Source organism: Micromonospora sp. WMMC264 (assembly GCF_027497275.1).
Taxonomy (GTDB): Bacteria; Actinomycetota; Actinomycetes; order Mycobacteriales; family Micromonosporaceae; genus Micromonospora; species Micromonospora chalcea.
The window spans coordinates 2,442,722-2,460,787 of sequence record NZ_CP114907.1; the positions used below are offsets into that span (position 1 = coordinate 2,442,722).

General features: G+C 72.5%; 22 protein-coding genes. 9 read left to right on the plus strand and 13 right to left on the minus strand.

What is annotated here, in order from left to right:
* Window positions 1-49: 49 nt before the first annotated feature.
* Together O7542_RS10295 and O7542_RS10300 are read right to left on the minus strand one after the other, a co-directional pair.
* Window positions 50-418 (minus strand): DUF4180 domain-containing protein, encoded by a 369-nt coding sequence (locus tag O7542_RS10295; protein ID WP_281606098.1) that lies wholly within the window; start codon window positions 416-418, stop codon window positions 50-52.
* Window positions 411-854 (minus strand): helix-turn-helix domain-containing protein, encoded by a 444-nt coding sequence (locus O7542_RS10300; protein WP_233607745.1) that lies wholly within the window; start codon window positions 852-854, stop codon window positions 411-413. The genes O7542_RS10295 and O7542_RS10300 overlap by 8 nt, the downstream gene beginning before the upstream one ends.
* An 88-nt stretch (window positions 855-942) precedes the next feature.
* Between O7542_RS10300 and O7542_RS10305 the strand changes: the two genes are divergently transcribed.
* The 3 genes from O7542_RS10305 (at window position 943) to O7542_RS10315 (ending at window position 3,892) form a co-directional block, all read left to right on the plus strand.
* Complete coding sequence (locus O7542_RS10305; protein ID WP_069089656.1) at window positions 943-1,710, plus strand: glycerophosphodiester phosphodiesterase; 768 nt, start codon at window positions 943-945, stop codon at window positions 1,708-1,710.
* Between the two features lie 20 nt (window positions 1,711-1,730).
* On the plus strand, window positions 1,731-3,122 hold the full coding sequence (locus O7542_RS10310) for an MFS transporter (protein ID WP_043324045.1): 1,392 nt from the start codon (window positions 1,731-1,733) through the stop codon (window positions 3,120-3,122).
* Window positions 3,123-3,217: 95 nt separating this feature from the next.
* Complete coding sequence (locus O7542_RS10315) at window positions 3,218-3,892, plus strand: thymidine kinase (protein WP_205798587.1); 675 nt, start codon at window positions 3,218-3,220, stop codon at window positions 3,890-3,892.
* Window positions 3,893-3,895: 3 nt separating this feature from the next.
* On the opposite strand, the gene O7542_RS10320 is transcribed toward O7542_RS10315, so the two are convergent.
* The 6 genes from O7542_RS10320 to O7542_RS10345 all read right to left on the minus strand — a co-directional run bounded on the left by O7542_RS10320 (window position 3,896) and on the right by O7542_RS10345 (window position 7,704).
* Window positions 3,896-4,354 carry a hypothetical protein gene (locus tag O7542_RS10320; RefSeq protein WP_064445967.1) on the minus strand — a complete coding sequence of 153 codons (459 nt, stop codon included), beginning with the start codon at window positions 4,352-4,354 and terminating at the stop codon, window positions 3,896-3,898.
* Window positions 4,355-4,519: 165 nt separating this feature from the next.
* Complete coding sequence (locus O7542_RS10325; protein WP_281606099.1) at window positions 4,520-5,509, minus strand: tyrosine-type recombinase/integrase; 990 nt, start codon at window positions 5,507-5,509, stop codon at window positions 4,520-4,522.
* 104 nt (window positions 5,510-5,613) lie between these two features.
* A complete protein-coding gene (locus O7542_RS10330) occupies window positions 5,614-6,048 on the minus strand; it encodes an Hsp20/alpha crystallin family protein (RefSeq protein WP_030504676.1) in 435 nt (144 codons plus the stop codon).
* Between the two features lie 75 nt (window positions 6,049-6,123).
* Window positions 6,124-6,633: a GNAT family N-acetyltransferase gene (locus tag O7542_RS10335; RefSeq protein WP_280841783.1), complete on the minus strand. Its 510-nt coding sequence runs from the start codon at window positions 6,631-6,633 to the stop codon at window positions 6,124-6,126.
* Window positions 6,630-7,157, minus strand: coding sequence for a DUF2087 domain-containing protein (locus O7542_RS10340; RefSeq protein ID WP_113974114.1), 528 nt, complete (start codon window positions 7,155-7,157; stop codon window positions 6,630-6,632). Before O7542_RS10340 ends, O7542_RS10335 begins: the two co-directional genes overlap by 4 nt.
* Window positions 7,158-7,215: 58 nt before the next feature.
* Window positions 7,216-7,704, minus strand: a complete 489-nt coding sequence (locus O7542_RS10345; protein WP_281606100.1) for a GNAT family N-acetyltransferase — start codon at window positions 7,702-7,704, stop codon at window positions 7,216-7,218.
* Between the two features lie 108 nt (window positions 7,705-7,812).
* Here O7542_RS10345 and O7542_RS10350 point away from each other — a divergent pair, with 108 nt between their 5' ends.
* From O7542_RS10350 to O7542_RS10360, 3 genes are all read left to right on the plus strand, one after another.
* Window positions 7,813-9,354, plus strand: coding sequence for a glycosyltransferase family 39 protein (locus O7542_RS10350; protein ID WP_209961911.1), 1,542 nt, complete (start codon window positions 7,813-7,815; stop codon window positions 9,352-9,354).
* Window positions 9,355-9,367: 13 nt separating this feature from the next.
* Window positions 9,368-10,186, plus strand: a complete 819-nt coding sequence (locus tag O7542_RS10355) for a TIGR04222 domain-containing membrane protein (RefSeq protein ID WP_209961909.1) — start codon at window positions 9,368-9,370, stop codon at window positions 10,184-10,186.
* 134 nt (window positions 10,187-10,320) lie between these two features.
* Window positions 10,321-10,629, plus strand: coding sequence for a hypothetical protein (locus tag O7542_RS10360; RefSeq protein ID WP_013286318.1), 309 nt, complete (start codon window positions 10,321-10,323; stop codon window positions 10,627-10,629).
* Window positions 10,630-10,696: 67 nt separating this feature from the next.
* On the opposite strand, the gene O7542_RS10365 is transcribed toward O7542_RS10360, so the two are convergent.
* Window positions 10,697-12,265: an MDR family MFS transporter gene (locus tag O7542_RS10365; protein WP_209961907.1), complete on the minus strand. Its 1,569-nt coding sequence runs from the start codon at window positions 12,263-12,265 to the stop codon at window positions 10,697-10,699.
* 56 nt (window positions 12,266-12,321) lie between these two features.
* The gene (locus tag O7542_RS10370) at window positions 12,322-12,930 is read right to left on the minus strand and encodes a TetR family transcriptional regulator (RefSeq protein WP_187692678.1); all 609 of its coding nucleotides are present in this window, start codon (window positions 12,928-12,930) and stop codon (window positions 12,322-12,324) included.
* Window positions 12,931-13,254: 324 nt separating this feature from the next.
* On the opposite strand from O7542_RS10370, the gene O7542_RS10375 reads away from it, so the two are divergent.
* Window positions 13,255-13,794 (plus strand): DUF1062 domain-containing protein, encoded by a 540-nt coding sequence (locus O7542_RS10375; RefSeq protein ID WP_245254751.1) that lies wholly within the window; start codon window positions 13,255-13,257, stop codon window positions 13,792-13,794.
* 39 nt (window positions 13,795-13,833) lie between these two features.
* Here O7542_RS10375 and O7542_RS10380 read toward each other — a convergent pair whose 3' ends face one another.
* Window positions 13,834-15,036: a macrolide family glycosyltransferase gene (locus O7542_RS10380; protein WP_281606101.1), complete on the minus strand. Its 1,203-nt coding sequence runs from the start codon at window positions 15,034-15,036 to the stop codon at window positions 13,834-13,836.
* A 112-nt stretch (window positions 15,037-15,148) separates the two neighbouring features.
* On the opposite strand from O7542_RS10380, the gene O7542_RS10385 reads away from it, so the two are divergent.
* On the plus strand, window positions 15,149-15,742 hold the full coding sequence (locus O7542_RS10385; RefSeq protein ID WP_281606102.1) for a TetR/AcrR family transcriptional regulator: 594 nt from the start codon (window positions 15,149-15,151) through the stop codon (window positions 15,740-15,742).
* Window positions 15,743-15,757: 15 nt separating this feature from the next.
* Here O7542_RS10385 and O7542_RS10390 read toward each other — a convergent pair whose 3' ends face one another.
* Entirely contained in the window at window positions 15,758-16,219 is a 462-nt protein-coding gene (locus O7542_RS10390; RefSeq protein WP_166457452.1) for a tetratricopeptide repeat protein, read from the minus strand.
* A gap of 222 nt (window positions 16,220-16,441) precedes the next feature.
* Between O7542_RS10390 and O7542_RS10395 the strand changes: the two genes are divergently transcribed.
* Entirely contained in the window at window positions 16,442-17,161 is a 720-nt protein-coding gene (locus O7542_RS10395; RefSeq protein ID WP_281606103.1) for a hypothetical protein, read from the plus strand.
* Window positions 17,162-17,164: 3 nt separating this feature from the next.
* Here the strand turns inward: O7542_RS10395 and O7542_RS10400 are convergent, their stop codons facing one another.
* Window positions 17,165-18,025: an MBL fold metallo-hydrolase gene (locus O7542_RS10400; protein ID WP_281606104.1), complete on the minus strand. Its 861-nt coding sequence runs from the start codon at window positions 18,023-18,025 to the stop codon at window positions 17,165-17,167.
* Between the last annotated feature and the right edge of the window lie 41 nt (window positions 18,026-18,066).

Below are 18,066 nucleotides of genomic sequence, written 5' to 3' on the forward strand. Positions count from 1 at the left end.
CCCGGCAAACCGCCCCGAACGAGGGCCGCAATCGCAAGATCGACGGGGGTCAGGGGGTGGCGCGCAGGCGGGCGTCGAGGGCGGTCAGGTCGGGCACGAACCACACCTGGTCGTGGCGGTTGGACTCGGCCACCAGCGCGCGCAGCGCGCCACTGCGCTCCATGTGGTCGGTGATGTCGCCGACAATCGCCAGGCGCAGCCGGTAGTTGACGAACTTCTGCATCACCTCGCCCGCGAAGCGGGTGCCGAGCGTGAAGAAGCCGGGGTCGAGCCGCTCGGCCGGCACCGCCACCACAGTCGCGCCGAGGAACGCCGCGCCGATCAGGTCCAGCGCGTCGCGCTCGGTGGCGATCGGCGGGCCGTCCGGATCGCAGACCAGCACCGCCACGCCGGCGCGCTCCTGCATCAGGTCAGTCACGGCCGCCGCCGAGCAGGTCGTTGCCGCCGCCCAGCACACCGTCGACCAGGCGCAGCAGGTCGGCGGTGGCGGTGAGGTCGCCCAGGATCATGATGGTCATGCGTTGCCGCTCCTCGTCGTGGACCGTCTGCACCCGCAGCGGACGGTCCGGGTCGTGGTGGGTGTTCACGCCGGCCAGCACCAGCGTCGCGAGCCGGTCGGCGGCGGTCCGGTCGACGCCGTCGAGCCGCAGGACGCTCGACACCTCCGCCGCCGGTCCGGTGGCCGCGACGGCCGGCCGGCCGGTCAGCGCGTCCAGGTCCGCGCGCGCGATCCGGTACTGCTTGCCGATCCGGGTGGCCCGCAGCCGACCGGACCGGATGTAGCCGCGCACCGTTCGCACGTGCAGCCCGAGCAGGTCAGCGACCTGCTCAACCGAATACATGTCGCTACTCATCGCACCCTATCTTAGTCACGATAGGGAACGATAGGTAATTTCATCGCCCGGCCATGTGCGCGCCACCCGGGCCGGGCATACTGCCCGCGTGCAGCCCCGTCACGGCTACCTCGACGCGCCCGCGCCGCTGGCGTTCGCCCACCGCGGCGGCGCGGCCGACGGCGACGAGAACACCGCCGCCGCGTTCGCCCGTGCCGTCGCCCTGGGCTACCGGTACGTGGAGACCGACGTGCACGCCACCGCCGACGGCGTACCCGTGGTCTTCCACGACCCGACGCTGCGCCGGGTCACCGGCGAGCCCGGTCGCATCGCGGACCTGCGCTGGGCCGACCTGACCTCGGTGCGCGTCGGCGGGGCCGCCCTGGTGCCCCGGCTGGACGACGTGCTGAACGCCTGGCCGCAGGTGCGGTTCAACATCGACGTCAAGTCCGACGGCGGCGTGGCGCCCACGGTCGCCACCGTCACCCGGGCCGGCGCGGGTGACCGGGTGCTGCTCGCCTCGTTCAGCGACGCCCGGCTGTCGCGGCTGCGCGCGCTGGCCGGCCCGACGGTCGCCACCAGCCTCGGCATGCGCGGCGTGGCCCGGCTGCGGCTGGCCTCGCTGCACGGGCGACCGGTGCGGCTGCCCCCGTCCGTGGTCGCCGCGCAGGTCCCGGTCTCCTTCGGGCGGGTGCCGGTGGTGGACCGGCGGTTCCTCGCGTACTGCCGCCGGATGGGGTTGCACGTGCACGTCTGGACGATCGACGAACCCGCCCAGATGCACCACTTACTTGATCTTGGTGTGGATGGCATCATGACCGATCACGTCAGCGTGCTCCGCGACGTCTACCGCAGCCGCGGCCACTGGGCCGCCTGACCCCCCGAGGACGACCCCCGATGGCCGATACGGTCACCCCCGCCGTCGCCGACCCCGCCGGACCGGGCAGCACCCGCCGCGAGCGCACCGGCTGGTACTTCTACGACTGGGCGAACTCCGCGTTCCAGACCACGGTCATCACGGTCTTCCTCGGGCCGTTCCTGACCACCGTCACCGAGCTGGCCGCCGGCTGCGAACTGGGCGCGGACAGCTGCGACGGCGCGGTGTACCCGCTGGGCGTCAAGGTCGCCGCCGGCTCGTTCTACCCGTACCTGATCTCGCTGTCGGTCTTCCTCACCGTGTTCGTGCTGCCGGTGATCGGCGCGATCGCCGACCGGTCGGCGCACAAGAAGCGGCTGCTCGCCGCGGCGGCGTTCACCGGCGCCGGCGCGACCATCGCGTTCGCGTTCGTCACCGGTGAGCGCTACCTGCTCGGCGGCGCGCTGTTCCTGGTCGCGAACATCTCCTTCGGCGCCGCCGTGGTCGTCTACAACTCGTTCCTGCCGCAACTCGGCGGCCCGGACGAGCGCGACGGCATCTCCAGCCGCGGCTGGGCCATCGGCTACCTCGGCGGCGGTCTGCTGCTCGCGCTGAACCTCGTCGCCGTCACCATGCTCAGCGAGGAGGGCAACGCCCAGCGCACGCTGGACCTGGCCCGCTGGTCGATCGTGTCCGCCGGCGTGTGGTGGGCGGCGTTCACCCTGGTCCCGCTGCGCTGGCTGCGCGAGCACCCCACCGCCGCCGCCCTGCAGGCGGGCGGCAATGTGCTCACCGACGGGTTCCGGCAGCTCGGGCGCACCCTGCGCGAACTCAAGACGTACCCGCTGACGCTGTTCTTCTTGCTCGCGTTCCTGGTCTTCAACGACGGCATCCAGACCGTCATCACCCTGGCCAGCCAGTACGGCACCGAGGAGCTGCGACTGGACCAGAGCACGCTGATCGTCACCATCCTGCTGGTGCAGTTCCTCGCGTTCGGCGGCGCGCTCGCCCTCGGCGCGCTCGCCAAGCGCATCGGCGCCTGGAAGACCGTGCTGCTGTCGCTGGTGCTCTGGACCGGTGTGATCATCGCCGCGTTCCGGCTGCCGGCCGAGGCGCCCGTGCCGTTCATGATCCTCGGCGGCTGCATCGGCCTGGTCCTCGGCGGCAGCCAGGCGCTGAGCCGGTCGCTGTTCAGCCAGCTCATCCCGGCCGGCAAGGAAGGCGAGTACTACGGCTTCTACGAGATCAGCGACAAGGGCACCAGCTGGCTCGGCCCGCTGGCGTTCGGCCTGGTGTTCCAGCTGACCTCGTCGTACCGGGTGGGCCTGGTGTCGCTGTTGATCTTCTTCGTGGTCGGCTTCGCGCTGCTCGCCGCCGTGCCGATGCGCCGGGCCATCATCGCCGCCGGCAACACCCCGCCCCGGGTGCTCTGACGGGTCGATCATCGCGGACCGGATCCGGCGGCGTCGATGGACTAGGCTGCCCCGACGTGACCGACGACGCCGCCCCGACCTGCCTGGCCCGTCCCCTGCCGGGGCCGGGCGACGACCGAGCCGCCGGCTGCGCCGCCGCCCGCGGCGTCGACGGTCGGCCGCTGCACGCCGCCGCCCTGAAGTTCTTCTGGGGGCCGATGGACTGCGGCAAGTCCACCATGGCGTTGCAGATGAACCACAACCACGCCCGCCAGGGCCGCCGCGGCCTGGTCACCACCCGCATCGACCGCTCGCTGGGCCCGCAGGTCACCACCCGCATCGGCCTGGCCCACGAGGCCGTCGAGGTCACCGACGACCTGGACCTGCGCGACCTGGTCCGCGACGCCTGGGCCGAAGGGGTACGGGTGGACTACCTGATCTGCGACGAGGCGTCGTTCTACAACCTCGAACACGTCGAGCAGATGGCCGAACTGGTCGACCGGTTCGACGTCGACGTCTACGCCTTCGGGCTGGCCACCGACTTCCGCTCCTGCCTGTTCCCGGCCGCGCAGCGGCTGTTCGAACTTGCCGACGAGGTGGCCCGGATCCAGGTCGAGGTGCTGTGCTGGTGTGGGCGGGAAGGGCTGCTCAACGCCCGGGTCGTGCAGGGCGCGGTGGTCCGCGAGGGCGCCCAGGTCGTCATCGGCGACACCGTGGACACCGCCGACGTGCGCTACCAGGTGTTGTGCCGGCGGCACTACCGCTCCGGGGACCTCGGCCCCCGCGCCTGAGCCTCAGAACGGGTCCCCGCACACCCGCCACGACCCGCCCTCCGACACGATCGGCAACTCACGTTCCTCGCTGCCGCCGCCGTCACGGTTGATCCGCACGATCACCGTCCCGGTCGGCTTGCCGGAGCGGGTCGCCACCGACACGTCGACGATCTCGTAGCCGCTGACCTGCGGCGGCGTACGCACCCAACTGCCGAAGCCGGCCTTGCTCCACCTGCCCCGGGCCTCGGCGCACAGCCGCTCGTACGCCGCGTCGGTGTCCCCGGCGGCGACGTCGCGGAAGAACCCGTCGGCGGTCTCCCGGACCGGCCCGTCGGACTGGAGCACCACCTGCGCGTTCCACACCGCCAGCCCGGCCACCCCGATCAGGCAGGTGCCCACGCCGAGACCGGCGATCAGCACGCCCGCGCGTAGCGGCCGGCGCCGCCGGGCCGTGTGGTGCCACTCCTGCTGCCTGCCCATCACCGTCGACGGTAGGCAACCGGAACGCGCCGCGCAGGCGGTTGCGCCGCGCGCCCGTGACGGGCCGAAGATGTCAGGGGGCGGCGGCAGACTGCCGGTACGCCCGATCGGGCAGCCGTTCTGCCTCTGCCCCCGCCCGCAGGGCTGACCGGTCCGCGCGACGGCTCAGCCGCGACGGCGGGCGCGGGCCGCCCAGATCGCGTACGCCGGGTCGCGGTCCAGGTTGTGTCGGTCCCGGTCGTAGCGGCGGGTGGTACGCGGATCGGCGTGCCCCATCGCGTCCTGCACGTCCTCCAGCGGCACCCCCTCGGAGCGGGCCGTGGTGGCGAACGCGTGGCGCAGTGAGTGCGGCGACAGTTTCGCCCAGGCGGCGATCCTGGCCCGCTGGGCGAGGCGGCGCACCAGCCGGAACACGGCATGCCGGTCCAGCCGGCCGCCGGTCGCGGTGACCAGCAGCGGACCGGTCAGCTCCGGCACCGTCACGCCCTGCGCCTCGGCCCGCGCGGTCAGGTAGGCGTCGAGGGCGTACGCGGTGCCCGGGGTGAGCGCGCGCCGGCGTACCTTGCCGCCCTTGCCGACGAAGCGGACGCTGCGGTGACCGCGCTCGGTGCCCAGGTCGGACACGTCCAGCGCGACCAGTTCCCCCACCCGCAGCCCCAGGTCGGCCAGGAGCGCGACGGCGGCCCGGTTGCGGGCGGCGGTCGGGCCGGTGTCCGTCTCGGCGGCGGCGATCAGCGCGTCGACCTCCTCCGGCGTGAGGCCGACGGTGGCGGAGTGGTCCCGGTCCACCCGCGGCCGGTCCGCCGCCGACACCGGGTTGGCGGTCACCGCGCCCAGCTTGGCGAGGAAGTCGTACCAGCTCGACAACGCGGACAACCGGCGCGCCACGGTGGCCGGCGTGAGCGTCCGGCCGTCGCGCCCGCGCGGCGTGGACTCCAGCTCCCGGCCGTAGGCGTTGACGTCGAGGAAGGTGGCCCGCAGCGGGTCGAGCCCCCGCTCGGCGCACCAGCTCAGCCAGCCGGTGACGTCACGGCGGTACGCGTCACGGGTGTGCTCGGACAGCCGCCGGTTGCGCAGCCACGCCTCGGTGACGTCGGCCGGGCCGGCGGGCAGGGCGGCGGTGCGGGCGCGCGGCAGCACCTCGGGGCGAAGCATGTGAGAAAGGCTCTCAGCTTGCGGATGGTTTGGCGATCAGGCGCGCTGGTACGACAACGCGGGGTCGGCCGGCACTCCGGCCTCCCCCGCGTCGGCGTGAACGATCAGGCGGTGGTGAGCTGGCGGCGGCCGTTGCCCTCGGCGGGCGTGGCCACGGTGATCCGGCGTGGCTTGGCGCGCTCGGCGATCGGGATGCGCAGCGTCAGCACGCCGTTCTCGTAGCCGGCCTCCAGCCGGTCGGTGTCGAGCGTGTCGCCCAGGAACAGCTGCCGGGTGAACGTGCCCATCGGACGCTCGGCGGCGACCAGTTCGACGTTCTCGCCGCTGGGGCGGCGGCGCTCGGCGCGGACGGTCAGCACGTTGCGCTCGACGGTGCAGTCGATGCTGTCCGGGTCGACGCCGGGCAGGTCGAACGCCGCGTAGAAGTGGTCACCGTCGCGGTAGGCGTCCAGGTGCATCACGGCGGGCCGGGCGGCGGTGCCGAAGAACTGCTCGGCGATCCGGTCGATCTCGCGGAACGGGTCGGTACGCATCAACATGGCTCTTGCCTCCTCGGTTCTCCTGGCCCAAGGTCTCAAGTTGAGTCTTGGTGACTCAAGTTCCTGGTTTCTGTTTTAACGCGCCCGCGCCGCGTCGTCAACTCGCGCCGGCAGTGACTTCTCGAACCAGTGCTGCGCGTACGGGCCGCTGGTGAAGGCGGGGATCTCCCGGTAGCCGTGCCGGGCGTACAGGGCCCGCGCCTCGACCAGGTCGGAGCGGGTGTCCAGCCGGATCCGCGTCGCCCCGCCACCGACGGCGTACGCCTCGACCGCGGCGAGCAGCGCCGCTCCACCACCGGCGCCACGGTGCTCCGGGCGCACGTACACCCGGGTCAGCTCGGCCCAGTCCGGCTGCCACCGCAGCCCGGCGCACCCGGCGAGGCGACCGTCGCGGCGGGCCAGCACCAGCAGCCCGCTCGGCGGGACCAGGTCGTCGCTCGGGTCCTCGGCCAGCGCGGCGTCCACCTCACCGGGCTGCTCCGGACGCCCGTACCAGCGGCGCACCATCTCCGCCATGTACTCGCGCAGCACCAGCGTCGCGTCCGGCTGCTCCGGGCGTACGACGTGCGTGCTCCAGCCGCTCACGGCCCGGTCCGCCAGTAGACGCCCTGCTCGCGGGTGAGCAGCATGTCGTCGATCAGGTAGCGGCGCAGCGTCACGTGGTCGGCCTCGCCGCCCTCGCACCACCGGCGCAGCGCGTCGTCCACCTCCCGCTCCGGATAACGACGTCCCGGCTCGAAGGTGCGTTCGGTGATGTGCTCCAGCAGCACGCGGCGGCGTCCGCGCTGCGCGGGCAGCCGGGTCAGCGCGCCGTCACGCAGGAACGTGCGCAGGATCGTCTCGCGCGGGTTCGCCGCCGGGGCCGCCGGAGACGCCGCCCCGGCCCGGGCGAACTCGCGCAGCCGCTCGGCGTCGACCCGCAGCCCATCCCCGTCATCGGCGAGCACACCGGTGTCGGTGAGACGGCGTACGGCCACCGCGGCGTCGCGGGCCGGCAGCCCGGTGCGGGCCACCACGGCAGACAGGTCCCGGGCGCCGAGCACGATCGCGGCGAACACGGTCCGGCGGCGCTCGTCGGCGAGCGCCCCGGCGAGGGCATGAGCGGTCATGGCGGGCAGCCTGTCAGCAACCCACCCGGTCCGGCCAGGCGTTTTCCGGCCGCCGATGTCACAGCCGCCGGTGCATGACGTGCAGCCCGACCCGGCCCAGCGTCGGGTGGGCGAACGACTCCGGCACGGTGCCGATCACCGTGAAGCCCAGCCGCCGGTACAGCTCCACCGCCGCCGTGTTGGTCTCCACCACGGCGTTGAACTGCATCGCGGCGAAGCCCTGCCGCCGCGCCCAGTCCAACGCGTCCTCGCACAGCGCACGGCCCACGCCCCCGCCGCGCGCGTGCGCCGCCACCATGAAGCTCGCGGTCGCCACGTGCGACCCCGGCCCGGGCCGGTTCGGGCCCATCTTCGCGGTGCCGCGCACCGCGCCGTCGTGTTCCACCGCGACCGAGGTACGCCCCGGCGGCCGCTCCACCCACACCTCGCGCGCCGTCCCCGGCGACCATTCCGGGTCGTACGCGAACGTGTCGGCGGCGGTCACGACGTCGGCGAAGATCGGCCAGACCTGGTCCCAGTCGGCGTCGGCGTAGTCACGAATCCTCATCGCCGGGCACGCTAACCGTCGCCCCGGCCGTCCGGCCACCGGTTTCCGTCCACCCGGCCGAGGGTCACGGGGCATCGACGGCCCGCCGGTGCGGTCCATCATGGGCAGGTGGCCGAATCAGTCGCCGACGTCGATCGGAGCCAGGCCGCCGCGCCCGCTGGCCCGCCGCCCGCCGGTCCGCGTACCGCAGCGCCCCTGGTGGTGGGCGCGGTCCTCACCGCTGTCCTGCTGTCGCTCGCCGGCCGCTACGGCTACCACCGCGACGAGCTGTACTTCCTGCTGTGCGGCCGGCACCTCGACTGGGGCTACGTCGACCAGGGGCCTCTCGTGCCGGCGCTGGCCCGGCTGGCCGACACGATTGCGCCGGGCAACCTGGTCGTGCTGCGTACCCCGTCGGCGTTCATCGGCGGCGCGGCGGTCGTGCTGGTCGCCGCCATCGCCCGGCAGTTCGGCGCCGACCGCGTCACCCAGAGCGCCGCGGCGGTGCTCGCCGCCGCCTCGGGCATCGTGCTGGCCGGCGGCCACCTGCTCAGCACCACGAGCGTCGACCTGCTGGTGTGGCTGGCCGCGGCGCTGTGCGTGGTGCGGATGCTGCGCACCGGCGACAGCCGGTGGGCGCTCGGCGCCGGGCTCGCGCTCGGCGTCGGCCTGCTCAACAAGCCGCTGCCCGCCCTGCTCGGCGTCGGCCTGGTCGCCGGTCTGCTGATCGCCGGGCCGCGCCGGCTGCTGCGCGACCGGTGGGTGCTCGCCGGCACGGGCGTCGCCGTGCTGCTCGCCGTGCCGTACGCGGCGTGGCAGGCCGCGCACGGCTTCCCGCAGCTCGACGTCGCCGCGTCGATCGCCGGCGGCGACAGCTCCTACAGCGGCCGGATCGACGCCGTGGTGCTCCAGTTCCTGATCATCAGCCCGTTCGCGGTCCCGGTGTGGGTAGCCGGGCTGGTCGCGCTGCTGCGCCGGCCGGACTGGGCGGCGTACCGGTCGCTGGCCTGGGCCTGGCTGGTCGTCGTCGCGATCGTGGTGGTGGCCGGTGGCAAGGGCTACTACGACGCGCCGCTGCTGCTGGTGCTCACCGCCGCCGGGGTGGTGCCGGCCGTCGAATGGGCGCGGCGGGGCGCGCCCCGGATCCGGCAGGCGCTGCTGGTCACCGCCGCCGTGCTGATGGCCGCGAGCAGCGCGGTGCTGCTGCTGCCCACGCTGCCCGCCGACCGGCTGCCCGGGTTCGTGGTCGCGGCGAACTACGACGCGGGCGAGACCATCGGCTGGCCCGAGTTCGCCGACTCGGTCGCCGCCGTGCACCGCGCCCTGCCCCCGCCCGAGCGGGACCGGGCGGTGGTGCTGACCGGCAACTACGGCGAGGCCGGCGCGCTGGCCCGGTACGGGCCGCAGCGGGGACTGCCCCGCGCGTACTCGGGGCACAACAGCATGGCCACGTTCGGCCGGCCGCCCGACGACGCCGACGTGGTGATCGTCGTCGGCTGGTCCCGCCCGGACCGGTTGCGCGCCTGGTTCACCGAGGTCACCGAGGCCGGCCGGGTCGACCAGCGGGTCGACGTCGACAACGACGAGAACGGCGAGCCGATCTTCGTCGCCCGAGGGCTGCGCCGCCCGTGGTCGCAGATCTGGGACTCCGAGGTACGGCACGGCTCCTGACATACTTGCCGCCATGCTCTGGGGAGTCAGCGGGTCGATCTTCCTCCTCGACTACCTCGGCGCGGTCGCCGTGGCCGTCGCGATCGCGATCGCGGTACGCGAACTGACCGGCCGCCGTACCCGGGGCGCGACGCCCGACCGGGTCGAGCTGGCGTACCTGACCGATCGGGCGCTGCTGGCCTGCCAGCTCGGGGTGGCCGCGCTGCGCCGCGCCGGTGGCGTCGAGATCGGCGAGCTGGCCACCCTGCACGCGCAGGGGCGTCCCCCGGCCGGTTCGCCCGCGCTGGTGCGCGCCCTGCACAGCGCGCTGCGCCGCCCGCAGACCTGGGCCGCGGTGCTCGCCGACCCGGAGGTGGGCCGGGCGCTGCGCCGTACGGTCGGGCGGCTGGTCCGCGACGGCTGGCTGCTCACCCGCGCGCAGCGGCGGCGGATCGCGCTGGGCACGGTGCCGCTGTTCGCGGTCGCCGCGGTCGGGCTGACCCGGCTCGTGGACAGCGCCGTCGAGGGGCGCTCCGCCGGTGGTCCCGCCTCGGTCGCCGGACTCCTGCTGTGCTGCCTGGCCACCGCGCTCGGCGGCTGGTGGCTGACCGAGGTGCCGGAGACCGGGTCCGCCGCCCGGCGCCTGCTGCGGCGGCTGCGCCGCGAGCACGCCGACCTCGACCCCGAGCGCCGCCCGGTCTGGCAGGGCCGCGACACCGACACGCTGCTCACCGGAATGGCGCTGTTCGGCCCCCGCCCCCTGCTGGCCGTGGACCCGGCCTTCGCCGTCCAGGTGGGGATCGACCCGGACCGGGACCGCCCGCGCCCCGCCCGCAAACCCGCCCGCCGCTGACCGAACCCCCCATTTCGCGTCGATCATGAGGTTGACGGTGTCCGGCGCCCGGTTTGTCCGGTACAACTTCATGATCGACCCGGCGGTGGCAGGCCCGCCGGTTTCCTTGTCTTGAGGGGCGGGAAGGCTCGGGCATGGCCGAGACATTCGTGAGCGAAGACCTGAAGACACTGCAGGCGATTGCGCGCGGGGCCGGGATACAGGAGGTCGACCGCCTGTCGCCGGACCAACTGGTCGAGGCGCTGCGCCGCGCCGGGGTGACCGACGGTACGCAGGACCAGTGGCCGCCCCAGCCGATCGAGGACCCGGCTCACCTGGCCGGGCTGCCCCGCAGTTCGCTGAAGCAGGGCGACGAGAGCACCGGCGGCCGGGCCGCCGAGGAGTCGATCGGTGCCATGCCCGGCGAGTCCGGCACCGAGATCAACGACCGTACGGAACGCTGACCGCAAATCGCACAAGGGGCCGCCCCCGGTGACTCCCGGGGGCGGCCCCACGCTCGACCGTGCGGGATCAGTGCATCCCGGCGGCCGCCGCCTCCTCACGGACCCGGCGCTCGTCACCGCTGAGCGTGTTCAGGGGCTTCTCCTTGATGAACAGCACGACGACCAGGGCGAGCAGCGCGAACGGCGCGCCGATGAGGAACATCTCCGACGTCGCGGTGCCGTAGACCTCCTGCACGATCCGCAACACCGGCTCCGGCAGGGCCGACAGATCCGGCACCTCGGCCGATCCGCCGCCGGTGGCCAGCGGCCCGAGCTTCTCGGTGGTCAGCGACGTGACCCGGTTGGCCAGGACCGCACCGAGCGCGCTGACCCCGACCGCGCCGCCCATGCTGCGGAAGAACGTCAGCACCGAGGTCGCCGCGCCCAGCTCGGCGGCCGGCACGTCGTTCTGCGCGGCCAGCACCAGGTTCTGCAGCAGCATGCCGACGCCGACACCCAGCACCGCCATGTACACCGAGAGCATCGGCACGCTCGTGTTCGCGTCGATGGTGCTCAGCAGCAGCATGCCGACGGTCATCACCGCGGCGCCGGCGACCAGGAACATCTTCCACCGGCCGTACTTGGTGATCAGCTGACCCGCCACGGTCGAGGAGACCAACAGGCCGAGGACCATCGGCAGGCTCATCAGGCCGGCCACCGTCGGCGACTTGCCGAGCGAGGTCTGGAAGTACTGCGACAGGAACACCGTGCCGCCGAACATCGCCACGCCGACCAGGATGCTGGCCACTGTGGTGAGGCTGACGGTGCGGTTGCGGAAGATGCCGAGCGGGATGATCGGTTCCTCGGTGCGGGACTCGACGAACACGGCGAGCGCGAGTAGCGCCAGCCCGCCGCCGACCAGCAGCGCGGTCCAGCCCGAGGCCCAGTCGAACTTGTTCCCGGCCAGCGACGACCAGATCAGCAGCGTGGACACACCCGAGGTGATCAGCAGCGCGCCGAGCCAGTCGATGCGGACCCTGCGGCGGACCACCGGAAGGTGCAGCGTCTTCTGCAGCAGCGCGATGGACAGCAGGCTGAACGGCACACCGATCAGGAAGCACCAGCGCCAGCCGAGCCAGGACGTGTCGACCAGGACGCCGCCGATCAGCGGGCCGGCGATGGTGCCGACACCGAAGACGGCGCCGAAGATGCCGGCGTACCGGCCCAGCTCACGCGGCGGGATCATGGCCGCCATGACGATCGTGGCGAGCGCCGTCATGCCGCCCGCGCCGATGCCCTGGATGACCCGGCTGAGCAGCAGCACCTCGACGTTCGGGGTGAATCCGGCGACCAGCGAGCCGACCACGAACAGGCCGAGGGACGACTGGATCAGCAGTTTCTTGCTGTAGAGGTCGGCCATCTTGCCCCACAGCGGCACCGTCGCGGTCATCGCCAGCAGCTCGCTGGTGACGATCCAGGTGTAGACGGTCTGGCTGCCGTTGAGGTCGGCGATGATCCGGGGCAGCGCGTTCGCCACCACCGTCGAGGCGAGGATCGCCACGAACATGCCGACCATCAGGCCGGACAACGCCTGGAGGATCTCCCGGCGTGACATCCGCGTACCCGTCTCGGCGGGCGGAACAGTGGCGGTGGTCATCGAACTCCTTGTCGTGTGCGCGGGCGGGCGGCCACGGCCGGTACGGATGGGAGGGGTCAGGACGGATCGGGCAGGCCGGCGGCGACGGCGGCGAACGCCTCGGCGGTCAGCTCGCGCAGCGTCGTCGTGTCGGGTCGCTCGACCCACTGCATCAGGGCGGTGCGCAGAATCGCGCCGGCGACAGTGGTGACGAGCGTCGGGTGGCCGTGGCACGGGTCGAGGCCCAGCCGGGCGGCCACCGCCGCGACGATCACCTGCTCGGTCTCGGCGTTGCCGCTGATCAGCCGCGGGAGCAGCGACGGGTTCGCCGCGATGACCCGCAGCCGCAGCAGCCACACCTCCCGGTCGGCCTCGACGGCTTCGACGACGTCGCCGAAGGCCAGCCGCAGCGCGTCGAACGCGGACACCTCCGGCGGCGCGGCGACGATGCGGGCGGCCAGCACCTCGCGGTCGGTCGGCTGGTCGCCGAGCAGCGCCTCGTCCTTGCTGGGGAAGTAGTTGAAGAAGGTGCGGGCCGACACGTCGGCGGCCTCGCTGATCTCCTCCACCGTCACCTGGTCCAGGCCGCGCTCGGCGACCAGGCGCAGCGCGGCGGCGCTGAGGGCGGCGCGGGTTTGCCGCTTCTTTCGGTCACGCAGGCCGGGGCGGCTCTGGTCGGTGGTCACGCCACGACCCTACGAGCGATCTTGCAGACAGTGCAAACTTTTAGTCAGTGAAGTGATGCGTGACGCAGCGGTCCCGGAAAACGGGTTGAGAGCGGTTCCGGACGTCCCGTACGTTTCCCGCACTCCTGTCGCAGCGAAGAAGGACGATTCCGCGTGACCCCTCCTGCTCTCTGACCCTGACACGTTCCCCACGCCTGTAGCCGTCGCCTGCGCGACGGCTCCCCGGGCTGCCCTCGCGCGCCCGGCCACAGCGTCCGAGGCCGCGCGTAATCGGCCTCGCGTCAGGTCTTCAGAGATCAGGTCTCCATGTCATCCCAACCTCATATGGTGCTGCCCTGGGTCGTACGCCGGACCCGCCTTCCGCTGCTGTCGCTGCGCTGCGTCATCTGCCGGGCGGAGACGGCCACCGCCGCCCGGGGCCGGTTCCGCGTCAACGCCAACGGCAAGCTGCTGGACGTCTGGCTGCTGGTGCACTGCGTGTCCTGCGGCCGGACCAGCAAGCTCACCGTCCGTGAGCGGGCGGCGGTCAGTTCGTTCGATCCCACCGATCTGCACGGCCACCAACTCAACGATCCCGACCTGGTGGCGGCCACACTGCTGGACCCGGCGTTCGCCCGGCGCTGCCACTTCACCCTCGACTGGACCGGAGCGTGGCGCCTGGACGCGCCGGTCGTGCCGCTCGACGGGTGGCCGGTGCAGGTGAACGTCACGTTCGACGACCCGGTGCCGGTGCGCCCGGACCGGCTCATCGCCCACCGGTTCGGCCTCACCCGGTCCGAGGTGCTGCGCCGGGTCAAGTGCGACATCCCGCTGAAGCGTCCGACGAGCACCGCATTCACCTTCACGGTGCTGGCGGAGGACTGACCGGGCGTGGTCGCGGCGGCATCCCGCCGCGACCACGCCTCACCCGCTGTTCGCGGCGCCGCCCCGTACCGCGGCCAGTTCGGCCTCGATCAGGTCGGCGGCCCGGTCGGCACCACCGGCGGCGCGGGCCTGCCGCTTCAGCTCGGCGCTGCGGGCCACCACGGCCGGGTCCGACGTGAGGGCGAGCAACGTCTCGCGCAGCTCCGCGGCGGTGACGGTGCCCGAGTCGACGACGCGGGCGACGCCGAGCGCGGCCAGCTGCTCGGCGTTCGCGAACTGGTCGGCCGCCTGCGGTACGGCGATCATCGGCGTCCCGCAGTAGAGACCTTCGCTGCTGCCGCCCATGCCGGCGTGGGTGACGAAGGCATCCGCCTGCTCCAGTACGGCCAGCTGCGGCACCCACCGGTGGACCTCGACGCTGTCCGGGACGGGACCGAGTTCGGCCGGGTCGACGTACTCGCCGATCTGCAGGACGGTGTGCCAGCCGGGCAGGTCGCCGAACGCGGCGACGCAGCGGCGGTAGAACTCGGGCTGCCGGGTGAAGGCGGAGCCGAGCGAGACGAGCAGCACCTTCCCGGCGTGCTCCGGTCGTACCCAGGAACCCTGCTCGGCGCGGTCGCCCAGCACCGGGCCGACGAAGCTGTAGACCGACCGGTCCACGCGGTCGGCGTTCGGCTGGAGCGCCTCCGGCGGCAGGACGAGGCTGCGGACCGGCCGCCCCTGGAACGCCATGCTGTCGGTGACCGACGAACTCTGCGCGGTCAGCCATGCCGTGAACCGCCGGTAGTAGTCGGCGCCGCGCGGATCGGCCCGCATCGCCTCCACAGCGGATGCCATCTCCTGCTCGTAGCCGTCCCAGGCCACGAACGTCGAGGACAGTTGAACGGCCGGAATCCCCCACTGTTCGCCGAGCAGCCGGGCCGGCGCGCCCGCGATGTCGTAGAGGAACAGGTCCGGCCGGTCGTCGGTGTAGGCGGCCCGCAGCTGCGGCAGCATGGCGATCGCGTCGTCGAGGAAGAGCGTGAGCTGCGCGATCGGGTCGTCGATGCCGGCGCCGCCGTCAGCGGGCAGCGTCGAGGCGTACGCCTTCAGCTCCGCGCCGGTTGACCGGATGACCTCGCCGAAGGCGGGGTCATTGGCGTACGTGACCCGGTGGCCGCGCCGCACCAGGGTACGGATGATCTCCAGACTCGGGTTGACGTGCCCGTGGAACGGGATGCTGACCATGGCGATGTGCGGCAAGTGATCTCCTGATCTCTGCTGAGACGAGACGTCCCGTCTCGCTTGCCCAGCAGAGCATGGCACGACCACCTCCGTCAAGACGATACGTCTCGTCTCGCGGTAGGCTGCCGCTGTGACTCCGCAGCCCACCCGCCGCAACGAGCAGTCCCGCCGCGCGATCCTCGCCGCCGCCCTGGAGCTGCTGACCGAGACCGGCTATTCGGCCCTGACCGTCGAGGCGATCGCCGCCCGCGCCGGGGTCGGCAAGCAGACCATCTACCGCTGGTGGCGCGGCAAGGGCGCGGTCATCCTGGACGCGCTCGCCGACGACATGCCGGAGGTGATCGCGCTGCCCGACACCGGTGACCTACGGGCTGATCTGCGTGCGGTTCTCCGGGCCACAGTCGCCGAGTTCGCCGATCCCCGGCTGTCCGCCACCACGCGTGCCATCACCATCGAGACGCTCGCCGATGAGGAACTGGCCGCCCAGGCGCGCGACCGGCTGCTCCGTCCTCAGTTGAATGCGGTCCGCGCCCGGCTGGAGGCCGCCCGCGAGGCTGGCCAGGTACGCCCCGACGCGGCGCTTGACCTGGTGGTGGAGTTGCTGTTCGGCCCGCTGTACCACCGCTGGCTGCTGCGCAACGGCCCGCTGACCGACGACTACGCCGACGGCATCGTCGACCTGGTCGTCACCGCGGTCACCCCGTCGACGAACGCTGGCCGCTAGCCATTCGTCTGCGGTCTATCCGGCGGACAGTTCCTGCGACAGCCGGTCCAGTCCGCCTCGTATCAGCTTCCCGTAGCCGTCGTCGCCGAGCGCCCCGATCCCGTCCCGGGCCCGCCGGAGATGGTCCCGCGCCTGGTCGAGTTCACCGAGCTTGCGGTGGCACTCCGCCAGGTTCAGATGCAGCGACGGGTACAGCCCGGCGACCGACATCGGCACCCCGGCCTGCGCGACCCGCTCGTCGGTGAGCAGGTCGGCCGCCGCGAGCGCCCGCCGGTCCCAGACAAGCTCCTGACGTGCGTCGTCCTGCACGTCGGCCATCGCGTGGGCGAGGACGCAGACGTGCAGTGGATCACCCTGTTCCCCGCCGATCTCGTCCCAGATCCGGGCGAACAAGTCGCGGGCGTCCTCGCGTCGGCCGTGCTGGTGGTGCATCTGTACGCCGTCGTTGATCCGGGTCAGCGTCGCGTCGAACACCATCGCCTGCTCCCTGGGATCGGCTGCGGTGGCGTGATCGTACGCCGACAGCGGTCCTCTGAACCCGCCCGCACATAACTGTCATTATGGTGTAGTGCCGATTCGTCCCATTTGACCGGCCAGGTAGGTCGATTACTGTTACCGGTAATCCGATAATCGTCGCGGCACCGAAAGTGTTCGGCGAGCCGAACACCGTCGGCTCCCGGCCTGCTCGACAATCCACGGGTGACGACGACATCCCCCGCGCGCCAGATGGCCGGCTCACCTCCCGCACTGCACTACTACGTGCTGCACGACGCCGCTGGCGCGCCGGAAGGACTGTTGGCCGAGGAGTTCCTGCTCGCGGCGGACTACTCCTCCGCCGGGCTGGTGAGCGTTGGCTGGATCCGGTCCGAGGGGCGTTGGCACGAGGCGTCGGCCACCAGTCGGCGGCTACGTGCGGACGCCGGGTTACGCGAGCGGGTGACGCCCGTCGACCGCGACGCGGCGGCGGCGCTCTATCGAGATCTCTGCGGCGCGGACCTGCCGGACGAGGACACGCTGCGGGAGTGCTTCGGCGCCCCTCCGCCTCAGCCGCCCCCTTTGCGGCTGGGCGACTCCGGACCCCGGCCGGGGTTCCGCGAGACGCGCGTCTACCGGATCCTGTTCGCCGGCGAGTTGAGCCCGGACGGTCTCACGGCACTCGGCGAGGCGTGGCAGATGCCGATCACCGACGACCCGGCGGATCCCGGCACGCGTGTCCTGGGATCGGCGCGCCGACAGGTCCGCGGCGACGCCTTCCGCTGGGATCTGCGCCGCGTCGCCGCGGGCGCCGCCTGGGGACTGGACGTGACCTGCGACCTTCTCGGCGACCGCGATGAGGCCGTAGGTGTGCTGCTGTACGGTCTGACGACTCGGATGCGCGAGCAGGGGATGCTTCCCGTCACCGTCGACCGGTTCCGCTGACGCCTACCTCGCGAACAGCCTGGTCACCTCGAAGGGCTCGGGGAACCGTACGGGGATCCGGGCCTCCGCACTCCTGCGGTCGAGGAACGCCTTCGTCACGGCGAACCTGTCGAAGACGGGCGGCAGCGGGCGGAGCCTGCGGTCCAGCGACACGAAGAAGTTGTCCCAGTGGATCGGCACGATGAGGCCGGGCCGCGTCGCTTCCACCACGTGCCGCCAGTAGTCGTCCTGGAACCGCCGCGGCTGAACACCCAGAGCGCCTGTCGCGAGGTAGAGGACGTCGACGTCGAGCCCGTCGAACTTGCCGGGTACGAAGTTGGCGCTCGGATGGATCAGCAGCGAGCCGCCGGGATGGGTGATGAGGAAGGAGAAGCACCCGCCGTCGCGGTAGCTGCTCGCCCTGACCGGTGGGACGAGCGGTTCGTCGATCGTGCCCGGGAACCTGTTGCCGGGGCTGTGGACGGCGGCGAGCACACGCACGGTGAACGCGCCGACCGTGTGCTCGCCGCCGTCCGCGATGCGCGTCATCGACTCCTCGGCGAGGCCCGCGCCACGCCCCACGTTCAGGGTCGACTCGGAACCGAAGAGCCTGCCCCCGAGATGCTTGACTATCTCGGGGGCGTCCATGACGTGGTCGTAGTGGGAGTGGGCGACGAAGAGCGCGTCGAGACGGGTCACCCCGGCCCGGGCGAGAGCGCCGGTGATCCGCCCGAGGTCGGGTGCGACGCGACCGAACGCGACACGGAGCAGCGAGGGCCTGCTCAGGAAGCCGTCGATCAGGATGCCGGACGCCCCGTCGGACAGCCAGACGGTCGTGGTGCCGAAGAACACGGCTTCGACAGACGTCCCGCCGCCCGAGCCCATGCGCAGATGGTAGTGCGCTGGGGCGGTGTCAAAGTCAGTAG

Excerpts from the sequence above, each read along its gene's own strand:
- O7542_RS10300 (WP_233607745.1), bottom strand. The coding sequence starts at position 854 with ATGAGTAGCGACATGTATTCGGTTGAGCAGGTCGCTGACCTGCTCGGG.
- O7542_RS10310 (WP_043324045.1), top strand. The coding sequence starts at position 1,731 with ATGGCCGATACGGTCACCCCCGCCGTCGCCGACCCCGCCGGACCGGGC.
- O7542_RS10320 (WP_064445967.1), bottom strand. The coding sequence starts at position 4,354 with ATGGGCAGGCAGCAGGAGTGGCACCACACGGCCCGGCGGCGCCGGCCG.
- O7542_RS10325 (WP_281606099.1), bottom strand. The coding sequence starts at position 5,509 with ATGCTTCGCCCCGAGGTGCTGCCGCGCGCCCGCACCGCCGCCCTGCCC.
- O7542_RS10330 (WP_030504676.1), bottom strand. The coding sequence starts at position 6,048 with ATGTTGATGCGTACCGACCCGTTCCGCGAGATCGACCGGATCGCCGAG.
- O7542_RS10340 (WP_113974114.1), bottom strand. The coding sequence starts at position 7,157 with ATGACCGCTCATGCCCTCGCCGGGGCGCTCGCCGACGAGCGCCGCCGG.
- O7542_RS10345 (WP_281606100.1), bottom strand. The coding sequence starts at position 7,704 with ATGAGGATTCGTGACTACGCCGACGCCGACTGGGACCAGGTCTGGCCG.
- O7542_RS10355 (WP_209961909.1), top strand. The coding sequence starts at position 9,368 with ATGCTCTGGGGAGTCAGCGGGTCGATCTTCCTCCTCGACTACCTCGGC.
- O7542_RS10360 (WP_013286318.1), top strand. The coding sequence starts at position 10,321 with ATGGCCGAGACATTCGTGAGCGAAGACCTGAAGACACTGCAGGCGATT.
- O7542_RS10365 (WP_209961907.1), bottom strand. The coding sequence starts at position 12,265 with ATGACCACCGCCACTGTTCCGCCCGCCGAGACGGGTACGCGGATGTCA.
- O7542_RS10375 (WP_245254751.1), top strand. The coding sequence starts at position 13,255 with ATGGTGCTGCCCTGGGTCGTACGCCGGACCCGCCTTCCGCTGCTGTCG.
- O7542_RS10390 (WP_166457452.1), bottom strand. The coding sequence starts at position 16,219 with ATGGTGTTCGACGCGACGCTGACCCGGATCAACGACGGCGTACAGATG.
- O7542_RS10400 (WP_281606104.1), bottom strand. The coding sequence starts at position 18,025 with ATGGGCTCGGGCGGCGGGACGTCTGTCGAAGCCGTGTTCTTCGGCACC.